Source organism: Neisseria blantyrii (genome assembly GCF_962747855.1).
GTDB lineage: Bacteria > Pseudomonadota > Gammaproteobacteria > Burkholderiales > Neisseriaceae > Neisseria > Neisseria viridiae.
The window spans coordinates 189,129-201,572 of the sequence record NZ_CAUIZY010000003.1 but is presented as its reverse complement, the minus strand read 5'-3'; the positions used below and the strand labels follow the sequence as shown (position 1 = coordinate 201,572).

10 protein-coding genes and 1 pseudogene are annotated in these 12,444 nt (G+C 53.1%); 6 read left to right on the top strand and 5 right to left on the bottom strand.

The window, feature by feature from the left end:
- Window positions 1-109: 109 nt before the first annotated feature.
- The 3 genes and pseudogenes from Q9J80_RS10975 to Q9J80_RS04635 form a co-directional block, all read left to right on the top strand.
- Window positions 110-1,339: pseudogene (locus Q9J80_RS10975) on the top strand (hypothetical protein); the annotation flags it as partial.
- A 312-nt stretch (window positions 1,340-1,651) separates the two neighbouring features.
- The gene (locus Q9J80_RS10970) at window positions 1,652-3,001 is read left to right on the top strand and encodes an autotransporter outer membrane beta-barrel domain-containing protein (RefSeq protein ID WP_439652347.1); all 1,350 of its coding nucleotides are present in this window, start codon (window positions 1,652-1,654) and stop codon (window positions 2,999-3,001) included.
- A gap of 367 nt (window positions 3,002-3,368) precedes the next feature.
- The gene (locus Q9J80_RS04635; protein WP_301672950.1) at window positions 3,369-3,491 is read left to right on the top strand and encodes a hypothetical protein; all 123 of its coding nucleotides are present in this window, start codon (window positions 3,369-3,371) and stop codon (window positions 3,489-3,491) included.
- A gap of 506 nt (window positions 3,492-3,997) precedes the next feature.
- On the opposite strand, the gene Q9J80_RS04630 is transcribed toward Q9J80_RS04635, so the two are convergent.
- Both Q9J80_RS04630 and Q9J80_RS04625 read right to left on the bottom strand, forming a co-directional pair.
- A complete protein-coding gene (locus Q9J80_RS04630) occupies window positions 3,998-4,804 on the bottom strand; it encodes a basic amino acid ABC transporter substrate-binding protein (RefSeq protein ID WP_301672949.1) in 807 nt (268 codons plus the stop codon).
- A gap of 51 nt (window positions 4,805-4,855) precedes the next feature.
- Window positions 4,856-5,107 (bottom strand): NGO1151 family protein, encoded by a 252-nt coding sequence (locus tag Q9J80_RS04625; RefSeq protein WP_107819397.1) that lies wholly within the window; start codon window positions 5,105-5,107, stop codon window positions 4,856-4,858.
- Window positions 5,108-5,361: 254 nt separating this feature from the next.
- Here Q9J80_RS04625 and Q9J80_RS04620 point away from each other — a divergent pair, with 254 nt between their 5' ends.
- From Q9J80_RS04620 to Q9J80_RS04610, 3 genes are all read left to right on the top strand, one after another.
- Window positions 5,362-6,132 carry a hypothetical protein gene (locus tag Q9J80_RS04620; protein WP_301672948.1) on the top strand — a complete coding sequence of 257 codons (771 nt, stop codon included), beginning with the start codon at window positions 5,362-5,364 and terminating at the stop codon, window positions 6,130-6,132.
- A 145-nt stretch (window positions 6,133-6,277) separates the two neighbouring features.
- Window positions 6,278-7,447: an O-succinylhomoserine sulfhydrylase gene (gene metZ / locus Q9J80_RS04615; protein WP_301672947.1), complete on the top strand. Its 1,170-nt coding sequence runs from the start codon at window positions 6,278-6,280 to the stop codon at window positions 7,445-7,447.
- An 85-nt stretch (window positions 7,448-7,532) separates the two neighbouring features.
- A complete protein-coding gene (locus Q9J80_RS04610) occupies window positions 7,533-7,739 on the top strand; it encodes a DUF2788 domain-containing protein (protein WP_002212781.1) in 207 nt (68 codons plus the stop codon).
- A 741-nt stretch (window positions 7,740-8,480) separates the two neighbouring features.
- Here Q9J80_RS04610 and Q9J80_RS04605 read toward each other — a convergent pair.
- The 3 genes from Q9J80_RS04605 to Q9J80_RS04595 all read right to left on the bottom strand — a co-directional run bounded on the left by Q9J80_RS04605 (window position 8,481) and on the right by Q9J80_RS04595 (window position 12,439).
- A complete protein-coding gene (locus Q9J80_RS04605) occupies window positions 8,481-9,233 on the bottom strand; it encodes a class I SAM-dependent methyltransferase (protein ID WP_301674094.1) in 753 nt (250 codons plus the stop codon).
- Window positions 9,234-9,336: 103 nt separating this feature from the next.
- Window positions 9,337-10,854, bottom strand: a complete 1,518-nt coding sequence (locus tag Q9J80_RS04600) for a sigma-54-dependent transcriptional regulator (RefSeq protein ID WP_301674095.1) — start codon at window positions 10,852-10,854, stop codon at window positions 9,337-9,339.
- A complete protein-coding gene (locus Q9J80_RS04595) occupies window positions 10,847-12,439 on the bottom strand; it encodes an ATP-binding protein (RefSeq protein WP_304672732.1) in 1,593 nt (530 codons plus the stop codon). Before Q9J80_RS04595 ends, Q9J80_RS04600 begins: the two co-directional genes overlap by 8 nt.
- Window positions 12,440-12,444 lie beyond the last annotated feature (5 nt).

Genomic DNA, 12,444 nt, shown 5'->3' with positions numbered 1-12,444 from the left:
AAAAAAAATTTTTTTTTTTTTTTTTTTTTTTTTTTTTTTTTTTTTTTTGGCGTGTCAATGATTTAAGCATATAATGATAAAAATCACATACCTTTAAAATGGAAAACTGATGAAACAGAAGAAGACAGTTCAATGCATCTTACTTGGTTTTGCAGCCGCTTCTATGCACGCGCAAGGGGCGGACGCTGCAAGCAGTGGAACGATAGAGAAGACAGACAAATACACCCTCGTCCTCGCACAAGGAGGGCAAGAGAACAACTACACCTACGATGGCGAAACCGAAGTCAAACCCTTAAATTCCCTCATCATTGCCGCCAAAGGCGGTACGAACAACATTACGATAAAAGGCAAATTGGCAGACGGCTCTGCCGATGCCTCGCCGACGATTGACAATAAATCGCTTGAAACAAAGATAAGCCGTTCAGATTATTCGTACGACTTAAGCGACAAAAGCGGGGAGAAGAGAGGCGGCGTGGTGATGTTGGCGGATCAAAGCTATGAGGGCAAAAATAACGTTACTTTTGAAAACGTAACCATAGCCTCCCATAACGCGAATGCCGGCATTTTGTCTTATGACGGAATCAATACTCGTGTAGCCACAAGCTTGGCGCCGGCGACGCTTACCTTTAAAGGGCGCAATACCATCAATATGGATGCGGACTCAAATACCAACTCTCATAACGAAGGTATCCTATTGTTTAATAATGGTGAAAAAGTGGGAGAATATCGTCTTGTTTCCGAAGAAGGCTCGACGCTGAATATCAACATCAAATCAGGAAAAGATGTAGGGCAAGGCATTACCGCCAACCACTATAGTAGCACTCGACCCAACCCTGCTTTCCCAAGCATCACCACGATGGAGTTTAAGGGCGATGTGAATATTAAAATCGATAGGAACGGACAGGACGAGGCGGAAAACAACGGTTTCGGCTTCTATTCAAGCTCAAGTATAGGCAGAGGCAATAAGAAACAGCTTCCGGAAGGCTCCAAAATGGAAGCGGTTTTCCGTGGGAATGTCGATATCGTTGCAAAGCCGGTTTATGACGGGCAGGGCAGGCCGAAAAGCATAGGCAGCGCGTTTGCGATTGATGGGAAAAACAGCAAAGTCGAGGTTGTCGGCGGGGAAGACAAGGTTGTCAAAATCAAAGGCGATATTTTCGCCTACAACGGCGGCAGCGTGAGCGTGAACCTCGCCAACAAAGATTCTTATTTTGAAGGGGAAGCCCATATCGGGAAAAGGAGCTTTGCCAAAGGGAAAGATATGTTCGGCGAAACCGTGGATGCGGATGAAAAAGTGCTGCCCACGGAAAAAGAGATCGACAGTACAAGGAAAAGTCTAGTTCGCAAACAGGAAGGCTTGCCTAAGTTGGATGAAGAATTGGCTAAACTTAAGGAAGAATTGGCTAAACTCAATGAAGATGGCTCACAAGAAAAAGAAAAACAAAAAATAGAAAAACAAATAAAAGCAAAAGAGAAATTAAAAGAAAGCCGAATAAAAAGTATTGAGAAAGACGAAGCAAAAATCAAAGAATATGAAGATTTCTTTGACGAAAAAGGAATCATCAAAGACAGCGCGATCGACGACAAGACAAACAATACCGTCAACCTCAAAATAAGCAACGGCGCGCGCTGGACGGTTACCAATGATTCAATGCTGAAAGAGTTGGATTTGTCGGAAGGCGCACAGGTCGAATTTAGCGACAACAACAAATTTGTCAAAGTGTCCGTGAGCAAGCTCAAGGGTGATGGCGGCGTGTTCAAAATGTATGGCGACATCGTCAAAGGCGAATCGGACAAGCTGATTACCCGAAAAGGCAGCGAAGGGACGTACATTATCGAATATGAAGACAATGCCAAGGCAAAAACGACGGGCAGGGAGTTTTTAAAGCTGGTCGAAAACAAAGGCAATCAAGAAGACAATAAAGCATCATACAAATTGAATGTCCGCTGTACGGAACAGGGAGGGTGGTGTTTTGACTTGGGCGAGTCGGATGCTTCCAAAAAGGTCAATATTTCCGCAGACGGCAAGCGGGATTTCTACCTCTACCCGTCAACATTGTCGACGGGCGCATCGAGCAGCGTCCTCTTCGGCGAGGCGTTATATCAGTTGAACGCGGTTTCCGATGAAACGCTGGTGCAGCGTATGGGCGAAATCCACGCCGACGGAACGCCGCAGGAAGACAACAACGTCTGGATCAAACGCGTCGGCGGAAAATTCGTCGGCAGCCGCAGCGATTACCGCGTGGGCGGTTACAGCAACCGCTATTGGGGCTTTGCCGGCGGCTTCAACAGGACGGGGTTCGGCGACAAATGGATTCATTACAAAGGGCTGATGCTCCGCCACCTCCAATCGTCCTACACCCCCGAAGACTACGCCGGCAGCGGCAAAATCTACGGCAGGACGGCAGGCGTTTATTCCACCTGGCTCAACCGGGAAAGCAGGGCATATTACGATTTGGTCGCCAACATCGCCCGATATAAGGGCAGCTACGGGCTGACCAATTACTCCGGCAAACGGGTCGAATCGGACGAAGCGCGCCTGAATGCCTATATGCTTTCCGCCGAAACCGGCAGGCGGATGGAAAAACAGGATGGCGGCAAAACCTATTGGTGGCAGCCGGAAGCGCAGCTGTCCTACTGGTTTACGCGCGGCTACGGCTTTTCGCTGTCAAACGGGCTGTCTGCCGAAACGGACAACTTCCGCAGCCTGCTGGGGCGGTTCGGCTTTCGGGCGGGCGTGGACGGTTTGGACGGCGGCAGGTTGAATATCTACGGCAAGCTGATGTACAAACGCGAATTTATCGGCACGATCCGCCACAGGTTCAACGGCTCTGCCGTGGAGGAGTTCAAACACCGTGGCGGCTGGTTGGAATACGGTTTGGGCGTGGTGCGCCGCAATGCTGGAAACGGGCGGCAGCTTTATTTTGAGGCGCAAAGGTCTTCGATGCACAAGATGCGGCAGAATTGGCAGGTCAATATGGGCGTGCGCAGTATGTTCTGATGCGCGGATGCGCCTGAAAACAATCCGGAACGGTCAGACGCGTTCCGGATTGTTTTTTTGTCGGGGCGGTTTGCCGCCATATCAAAACAGGCGGGCGATGCCGTATGAAACCCCGTCATTCCCGCGAAAGCGGGAATCTAGAATCTCAAACTTTCAGACAACCTTTGAATATTACTGTTGCCCAAAGGTCTGGATTCCCGCCTGCGCGGGAATGACGGTGGGGGACGATGCCGTCTGAAACTCCGTCATTCCCGCCACTTTTCGTCATTCCCGCGAAAGCGGGAATCTAGAACCTCAAATTTTCAGACAACCTTTGAATATTACTGTTGCCCAAAGGTCTGGATTCCCGCCTGCGCGGGAATGACGGATGCCGTCTGAAGCGGTGGGCTTCAGCCCATCAAAGCATCAAAGCATCCAATGCCGTCTGAAACCCCGTCATTCCCACTGCTGTCCGCAACCTTTCGTCATTCCCGCGAAAGCGGGAATCTAGAACCTCAAACTTTCAGATAATTTTTGAATATTGCCGTTGCCCGCAGGTCTGGATTCCCGCCTGCGCGGGAATGACGGCGATGGGCGATGCCGTCTGAAGCCCGATAAAGCATTAAATGCCGTCTGAAATTCCGTCATTCCCCTGCTGTCCGCCACTTTTCGTCATTCCCGTGAAAACGGGAATCTAGAACCTCAAACTTTCAGACAACCTTTGAATATTGCCGCCGCCCGAAAATCTAGATTCCCGCCTGCGCGGGAATGACGGTTTAGAAGTTGCCCGAAACCTAAAAAAAAACCGAAACCGAACAGACCGGATTCCCGCTTTAGCGGGAATGACGGCGGAGGGGGCGATGCCGTCTGAAGCCCCCGATGCCGTCTGAAAACCCAAATGGCGGCACAAGAATGCCGTGCTGCAATAGACATTTCCGTCCCGACACAAAACGGCACAGACAATAAAAAATGCCGTCTGAAAGGGCTTCAGACGGCATTTTGTTCGGACGGGCGGGCTTATTTTGCGGCCTGTTCGCCTTCTTTTGCAAAATATTTGGCGTAGATTTTGTCGTATTCGCCGCTTTCGCGTACTTTTTTCAACGCATCGTTCATTACTTTTAAGGTTTCCCCGTCGCCTTTGCGTACTGCGATGCCGTAGTGTTCGGTGGTGAAGTCGGGCAGGGTAACGAAGTCCATTCCTTTGGCCGGGTTGTTTTTCACATAATTGGCAATGACCGCGCTGTCGCTGACCACGGAATCCAGGCCGCCGTTTTCCAGTTCTTTGATAATCAGGGGGACGTTTTCAAAGCGCGCGATTTTCGGATTGTCGTTGCCCAAGAGTTTGGAAACGGAGAAATCGCCCGTGTAGCCGGTAACCACGCCGACTTTGTTCATCTTTTTCAAATCTTCGGAAGAAGATACTTTTTTGCCTTTCGGAACGAGGACGACTTGGGTGATTTCAAAATACGGGTCGCTGAAATCCATAGACTGTTTGCGGTCGTCGGTAATGGTTACGCCCGACATCACAACGTCCGCATCGCCGTTGTTCAAGGCGGGGAAAAGGCTATCCCACGGCTGGTGTTTGAATTCGATTTTAAAATTGCCCGCCTTTGCCATCGCGTTCATCAAATCCACGTCGAAACCTTCGACATTGCCTTTCGAGTCTAAAGATTCAAAGGGGGCAAACTCGGCGTTGGAAGCCACGCGGTACACTTTGTCGGGGTTGGCGGCGGGCGCGGCGGTATCTTTGCCCTGACCGCCGCAGGCAGACAGCACGAGTGCGGAACAGGCAAGGGCGGCGGCAATCCATTTTTTCATATTCATCAACATTCCTTTCGGTAATCAAAAAGCCTAAAAAATCAGTTTAACATAAAATTAACGTTCTTTTTCGCGGAAAAACGCATAAGTAACATCGTGAAACAAATCGGTATGCGGACTGTCCTCATAGTTCAATTCCGCCAGTGCGTCCTCAAATGCAAGCTGGATGGACTCGACCGCGATTTCGGCGGTGTCGGCGGGAAGGGCGCGGATTAAGGCTTTGAAGGCGGTGGACAGGACGTGGTTCTGCATACGCAGCACGTCGTTCGCCTCCTCCAGATATTCCAAACGCTGTTCGATGCTGCCCATGATGTATCCTCGCGAATCTGTTAAAATGCGCCATTATATCAAACCGCGCTTTATGCGCGGGTTTGTCTGCCTGCAAAGATTATAGTGGATTAACAAAAACCAGTACGGCGTTGCCTCGCCTTAGCTCAAAGAGAACGATTCTCTAAGGTGCTGAAGCACCAAGTGAATCGGTTCCGTACTATTTGTACTGTCTGCGGCTTCGTCGCCTTGTCCTGATTTTTGTTAATCCACTATAAGAACCGGAAGCCGAAAAAATGGATACAAACAATCAGGATAAAGAGCCGAATTGGGAAAAACGTTTGGAAAACCTGCGTCAGACGCGCCGTATGAAGGCAGTGCCGACTTACGCGCCGCTGTCCCGTCCCTCTGAAACCGGAACGGACGCGCCGATGCCGAAACTGGACGATGGGAGCCGTGAGCGCGTGTTGAAGGCGTATCTGAAGAAATGGCAGGAGGAACACAATGCCGCCGTTGCCGATTGCGGCGAGGAAGTCGAAACCGACCCGATGATCGTCCTTCAGGAAAACTGGCTCAACGCGCAGGCTTCCCTGCAAATGTCGGTTTCGGAAAAACACATCGAATCGCGGCGGAGAATCCGGTTCGATGCCAAAAAAGACAGTGCCGAATTTGAAACCGGACAGATTGAGGGCGGGGAAAACGCCGATGCGGCAGAATCGGGTACGGCGGCAGACGGGGTTGTGGAAAACGGCGAAGGCGGTGCGGAAGAGGCGTTGATGCCCGTCCAAATCAATATTCTGAATCCGAAAGCCGTCAACCGGCGCGAAGTGTTCTGCCTGTCCGAACAGGAGCTGACCGAACGGCTGATCAAACGCCTGCGCCCCCATCTGACTGATACCGTCAACGGCATTATCCGTACGGCGGTGCAGAAGCAGATGGCGCTCTTTACTTATCAGCTCCAGCAAATGCTGCACGAGCAGGCGGGTGCGGTAGTCGAAGACGTATTGGAACACGATATCCGCAAAATCCTCAACGACATCAAGTACGAATTAAAATACAAACGCTGATCGTCATGCCGTCTGAAAGCCGTGTTCAGACGGCATTTCCATTCTCATCCGACTTGAAAGCCTTATGGAACAGGCGCAAAATATTAATAAATTAAACAACGGGCGCACGCCCCGTTGCTGAACGGACAAAACCGAGGAATTACCAATGAGCAAAAAACTCCACCCGCAGACGCTTGCCATACGCGGCGGCAAAGAACAAACCGAATACCGCGAACACAATCAGGCCTTGTTTCTGACCAGCAGCTTCATGTGGGACAACGCCCAACACGCTGCCGATTTGTTTTCAAAAAAAATCAAAGGGTTCACTTATACCCGTACCGCCAACCCGACCACAGCCGCCTTTGAAAAACGCATCGCCGCTTTGGAAGGTGCGGAACGCGCGGTCGCCACTTCGACGGGTATGTCCGCGATTCAGGCGGCGTTTTTCACCTTTTTGCAGGCGGGCGATCATGTGGTTTCCAGCCGCAGCCTGTTCGGCACGACCGTCGGCTTTATCAATAACATCGTTACCAAATTCGGCATCGAAGTGAGCCACGTGTCGCCGACTGATATAAACGAATGGAAAGCCGCCGTCAAAGCCAACACCAAACTGCTGTTTTTGGAAACGCCGTCCAACCCCTTGTGCGAAGTGGCCGACTTGGAAGCCTTGGCGGAATTGGCGCACGGCATCGGCGCGCTCTTGGTGGTGGACAACAGCCTGCTGTCGCCCGTCGGCTCGCAGCCTTTGAAACACGGCGCGGATATTTCCGTTTCCTCCGCGACCAAAGCCATAGACGGACACGGACGCGTGATGGGCGGCGTGTTGGCGGGTTCGGAAGAACTGATGGCGCAGGTCGCCGTTTACTGCAACTCTTGCGGGCTGGCGATGTCGCCGTTTAACGCATGGCAGTTGTTGAGCGGCGTAGAAACCCTGTCGCTGCGTATGGAAAAACAGTTCGACAACGCCCTGAAAATCGCACAATGGCTGCAAGCGCAGCCGCAGGTTCAAGCCGTGTATTACACCGGATTGCCCGACCATCCGCAGGCAGAGCTTATCCGCAAACAGCAAAACGGCGGCGGCATCGTCATCGGCTTTGAAGTCGCCGACCAAGCAGCCGCATGGAAAGTCGTGGACGGCGTGGAACTCTTTTCCCGTACCGCCAACCTCGGCGACGTGCGCTCGACCATCACCCATCCGTGGACAACCACGCACGGCAGGATGCAGCCCGAAGAAAAACTCGCCGCCAACATCCGCCCCGGATTGGTGCGCCTGTCGGTCGGTTTGGAATATGTTGGCGATTTGATTGACGATTTGAAACAGGCACTCGCACGCTGATTGCGTGTTTCAGACGGCATTGGACAGCAGATGCCGTCTGAAACCCTTATCGCGTATGGCATACACATCAACAGTAGGAAAAAATATGGATGAAGCAGTTTTTGCCGATTGGGCGTTGAAAATCTGCCTGACCGGCTTGATTATTTTTTTGGGTTTTATCGTTTGGAATTTGGGCAAGGAGTCTAAAGCGGGCAAATTCGGCATTGCCATTTTGTTTTTGGTCTTGGGCTTGGGCGTGTTCGGTTTTGTGTTCAAAGAACTGCTGATTAAGTTTTTGGTATTGCCGAAATAGGTTTGCGGCCTGTCAAAATGCCGTCTGAAATCATAAAAAGTAATCTGCACCTTAAAAGTTTGATTTAACCGCCAACTGATTAAGGTGCGGATTCTTATGACAAAATATAGTGGATTAACAAAAACCAGTACAGCGTTGCCTCGCCTTAGCTCAAAGAGAACGATTCTCTAAGGTGCTGAAGCACCAAGTGAATCGGTTCCGTACTATTTGTACTGTCTGCGGCTTCGTCGCCTTGTCCTGATTTTTGTTAATCCACTATAAAAATCATCTTTCCGCAGTCATTCCCACGGATGCGAAAGCCTGTCTTTTTGAATCCCGGATAATTTTACATCGTCATTCCCGCGCAGGCGGGAATCCAGATCATTGGGTAGCGGCAATGTTCAAAAGTCGTCTGAAAAATCAGAAGTTCTAGATTCCCGTTTTCACGGGAATGACGGAATTTCAGACGGCATCCTCCCGCCCCGTTATTCCCGCGCAGGCGGGAATCTAGTCCGTTCGGTTTCGGTCATTTCCGACAAATTCCTGTTGCCTTTCATTTCTAGATTCCCACTTTCGAGGGAATGACGGTTTGGAAGTTGCCTGAAACTCGAAAACAACTAAAACTGAACGAATCGGATTCCCACTTCCGTTGTAATGACAAACTTTAAGGTGTGATGACTTATCCAAAACAGTCAAAACGCAAAAACCGGTTTCTCGTTTGCATAAGAACGGCAAATTTTTCGGTGTCTTGTTTTATGGGCGTTATCCCTTGTCCGCTCCGTAGGGCAGGTAAACGTCGAAGCGGGTGCTTTTGCCGGTGTATTGGTAGGCAGGAGCTTGTCCGGCAAGGTGTTCTCCCAGGCGCGGGCGTTTGACGACGACGCGTTTTTTTGCAGTCTGTCGGGCGGTATGGAGGAGGACGGCCTCATCTTGCGCCTCGCCGACGAGCCGGTGGAAGTAGGCCATTTCTTTTTTGACGGCGGCACTTTTGCGGCGTTCGGGATACATCGGGTCGAGATAGACGATGTCGGGTTTGCCCTGTGTTTGAACAAGTGCGGGCATTTGTTCGGCGGAGTTGCCGAAATGGAGGTTGATGCGTGCGGCGGTGTCTTGCGTTTCGGGATTGAGGAGGGCGCGGCGGATGCCGTCTGAAAGCAGGCAGGCGACGGCAGGATGTTGCTCGAAGGCGGTAACGGCCAGCCCGAGCGAGGCGAGGACGAAGCTGTCGCGCCCCAATCCTGCAGTCGCATCCCATACAGTGGGGTGCGCGGTGTGGTTGACAGCTTTGGCGATGAGTTCGCCCCCGCCTTTTGTGCGCCGGTATTGTGCCGCGCCGGAGGCAAAGTCGACGATGACGCTGCCCTTTTCCCCGACAAGCCTGAGACTGACGGTATCGTGTCCGGCAAGGAGGTAACTGCCTTGTTCGGGTGGTTGTGAAACGGGTACGAGGGGGAATGCCCGTATCAGGGCGCGGACGGTTTCGGTGGCGGTGTCGTCAATAAGGATGTCGGTCATAGTGTTTTGTGTCCGTTCCGACGTGGGGCAAACCCGCTTTCCCGTGCCGTTTCAGACGGCATTTTTTCGGGTGGGCGGAGATGGTGCGGATGCTGTTTTGCCGTCAGTCTATGTTGAGGCGTTCCATACGGTAGCGCATGGAACGGAAGCTGATGCCCAAAAGTTTGGCGGCCTGCGTGCGGTTGCCTTTGGTTTGTTTGAGGACTTGTTCGATGATGTCGCGTTCGATTTGGTCGAGGTAGTCCTGTATCTGCATGGTATCGGGGTCGAACGGCAGGAGGCGGGACGGTGCGGCGGCTGTTTCAGACGGCAAGGTATCGGCGGCGCGGGCGGTGGTTTCGGACTGAACGGGTTTGTGGCGCACATCTTGGATTTGCAGGTCGTCGATTTGCACGGTATGTCCGACGCACAGGGCGACGGCGCGTTCGAGGATGTTTTCCAGTTCGCGGAAATTGCCTGGATAACTGTAATTCAGGAGCATCTGTTGCGCGGCGGGGGCGAGTGTGTAAGGCCGGTTGTTGTGGCTGTGTTTGTAAAGGAGGTAGGGGATGAGCAGCTTCAAGTCTTCGCGCATTTCACGCAGGGACGGCATATTGAGGCTGACGACGTTGAGTCGGTAATACAGGTCTTGGCGGAATGCGCCGCTTTCGACAAGGGCTTCGAGGTTTTTGTGGGTGGCGCAGACGATGCGGACATCGACGGGCTGCTCGGCGGTATCGCCGATGCGGCGCACGGCTTTTTCTTGAATCGCGCGCAGGAGTTTGACCTGCATGGAAAGGGGCAGGTCGGCGACTTCGTCCAAAAATAAAGTGCCGCCGTCGGCGTGGCGGAAGAAGCCGTCGTGGTCTTTGTCGGCGCCGGTAAAGCTGCCTTTGCGGTAGCCGAAAAATTCGCTTTCCATCAGGTTTTCTGGAATCGCACCGCAGTTGACGGCGACAAAGGGTTTGTCCGCGCGGTCGGACAGTTCGTGTATGGTGCGCGCCGCTTGTTCTTTACCTGTACCGGATTCGCCGGAAATATAGACGGGTACTTTGCCGGGCGCGAGGCGGCGGATGAGGTGGCGGACTTCAACCATCTGCGGAGAGCTACCGAGCAGGCGGGGCATATCGGGTTCCGCATAGGGAAGGGCGGCGGAAACGGGCGGTGCCGTCGGTATTGCGTTTGCAGGTTTCGGGGCTTCAGACGGCATGGGGGAAGAAACGGGGGATGCCGTCTGAACGGGCGGTTCGGGGATTTTGTTTTGGTTTTCGGAAACGGAAATTGCCGATTTGACGAGGGAACGCAGCCGGGCGAGGGTGATGGGTTTTTGGATGTAGTCGAACGCGCCGCAACGCAACGCTTCCTGTGCCTGATCGGCATTGCCGAAGGCGGTAATGACGGCAATCGGGATGTCGAGTGCACGGCTGTTGATGTGTTGGACGACTTCCAGCCCGGAGCCGTCGGGCATACGCATATCGGTCAGGACGAGCGAATAGCGTTGGCTGTCGAGCTTGTTTTTGGCTTCGGCAACGCCTGACGCGGTATGGACGCGCAAGCCCATTTTCATCAGGGTCATTTCCATCAGGTCGAGAATGTCGGTTTCGTCATCGACGACGAGGACGGGATGTTGCAGTTCAGTCATTGGTTTTTTCCGGTAATGTGAGTTCGAAACATTTGGCTTCCGGCAGGTAGGTCAAATCGCCGAAATTGGCGTGCGCCAGTTCGCGGGCGACATACAGCCCGAGGCCGGTGCCGTTTTTCGCCGTGGTGTAAAAGGGTTCGAACAGGTGTTCCTGCACTTCGGGCGGCACGCCGCCGCCGTCGTCGGCAAAGAGGATGCAGACGGTGTTTTTTTGCGCGGGGCGGATGGTGACGGAAATCGAGCCGGGCTGTTTACGGCTGTGCCGCCACGCGTTGTTGGCGAGATTCCACATAATTTGCCGCAGGTGGGCGGGATCGAAATAGGCGGTCGGGCTGCCGCCTTGAATATCCGGACGGATGCAGCCGGCGGCATCGGGATGGCCGAGCAGGAACTCTTGTTTGAATTCTTCCCAAAACGGTATCAGGCCGATGGTTTCGCGTTCGGTTTTGTTGCGCTTGTTGAGCGAGGAAATGTCTTCGAGCATTTTGTCGATGCGGCAGACGTTGCCGTCGATGATTTTGCACAATTTGGCGTTGAACGGATCTGCCGCCCCCGCTTCCATATTTTCGCGCAGCAGGTCGTTGGCGTGGCGGATGGCGGACATCGGGTTGCGGATTTCGTGGGCGAGGTTGGCGGTCAGTTGTCCGAGCGCGGCAAGTTTGACGGACAGGGCTTCCGCCTGAATTTCGCTTTGCGGGCGGATGTAGAGGATGAGCAGCTTGTCCGGCCCTTTGTTGACCGGAACGGCGCGGATGCCGGCGTTCAGGCTGGGTGTGCCGAGGACGTATTCGAAAGTGTGCGGAGAGGCTTGATCCCACAGTTCGGCGGCAGAATCGGACAGACCGGCGCGCCGTCCGATTTCGAGTGTGGGGAAAAGGTCTTTCGCCTTCAGGTTGAACAGCACCGCCAGCCCTTCGGCATTGATGACGACGACAGCTTCCTGAACGCGTTCGAGTACGGTTTGGCTCAAGCCTTTGATGCGGTGGTAGGCGATATGGCTGTCGTAGGCGAGTTTTCCGGCACGGTCGATGTATTTGACCGACAGTGAGGTGAAGATGGCGGAAAGATAGGAGGCGGCGACAAGGATGAAGGTTGCCGAGGCGGTTCGGGCATCCGATATGAGCGGGTATTTGCCGATATCGCCGTCGGCAATGGCGTTGAATATCAGCAGGATGGCGGCGTAGCTGGAATAGAGCAGGGGGTAGCGCCCGTAGCTGAGCAGGCAGGAGCAGACGACGAAGGGCAGGATCAGGATGCCGAAGCCGGAGTCGATGCCGCCGAACAGGTAGGTCAGCACGCCGATCATCGTGATGTCCGCCACCGCGCTGAAACGCGGCATTTTCAGCGACTGCCATTGCCAATGCGGATGGATGATGGAAAAGAAAATCAGCCAGCAGGCAATGGCGAGCCAAACATAAAACGCCCACGCCGTCCACGAAGCGTGCAGGTTCGCACGGCTGCCGGTTTCCAGCCCGAGGATGTGCATAATCATCAGCGGGAAAACGATGGCGACGCGGATGATGTTGATCAGATTGGGAATCCGGTCTTTGAGTTTTTCAAGTTCGCGGGTATTGGAAATTACCATAATAT

Excerpts from the sequence above, each read along its gene's own strand:
- Q9J80_RS10970 (WP_439652347.1), top strand. The coding sequence starts at position 1,652 with ATGCTGAAAGAGTTGGATTTGTCGGAAGGCGCACAGGTCGAATTTAGC.
- Q9J80_RS04635 (WP_301672950.1), top strand. The coding sequence starts at position 3,369 with ATGCCGTCTGAAGCGGTGGGCTTCAGCCCATCAAAGCATCAAAGCATC.
- Q9J80_RS04630 (WP_301672949.1), bottom strand. The coding sequence starts at position 4,804 with ATGAATATGAAAAAATGGATTGCCGCCGCCCTTGCCTGTTCCGCACTC.
- Q9J80_RS04625 (WP_107819397.1), bottom strand. The coding sequence starts at position 5,107 with ATGGGCAGCATCGAACAGCGTTTGGAATATCTGGAGGAGGCGAACGAC.
- Q9J80_RS04620 (WP_301672948.1), top strand. The coding sequence starts at position 5,362 with ATGGATACAAACAATCAGGATAAAGAGCCGAATTGGGAAAAACGTTTG.
- metZ (WP_301672947.1), top strand. The coding sequence starts at position 6,278 with ATGAGCAAAAAACTCCACCCGCAGACGCTTGCCATACGCGGCGGCAAA.
- Q9J80_RS04610 (WP_002212781.1), top strand. The coding sequence starts at position 7,533 with ATGGATGAAGCAGTTTTTGCCGATTGGGCGTTGAAAATCTGCCTGACC.
- Q9J80_RS04605 (WP_301674094.1), bottom strand. The coding sequence starts at position 9,233 with ATGACCGACATCCTTATTGACGACACCGCCACCGAAACCGTCCGCGCC.
- Q9J80_RS04600 (WP_301674095.1), bottom strand. The coding sequence starts at position 10,854 with ATGACTGAACTGCAACATCCCGTCCTCGTCGTCGATGACGAAACCGAC.
- Q9J80_RS04595 (WP_304672732.1), bottom strand. The coding sequence starts at position 12,439 with ATGGTAATTTCCAATACCCGCGAACTTGAAAAACTCAAAGACCGGATT.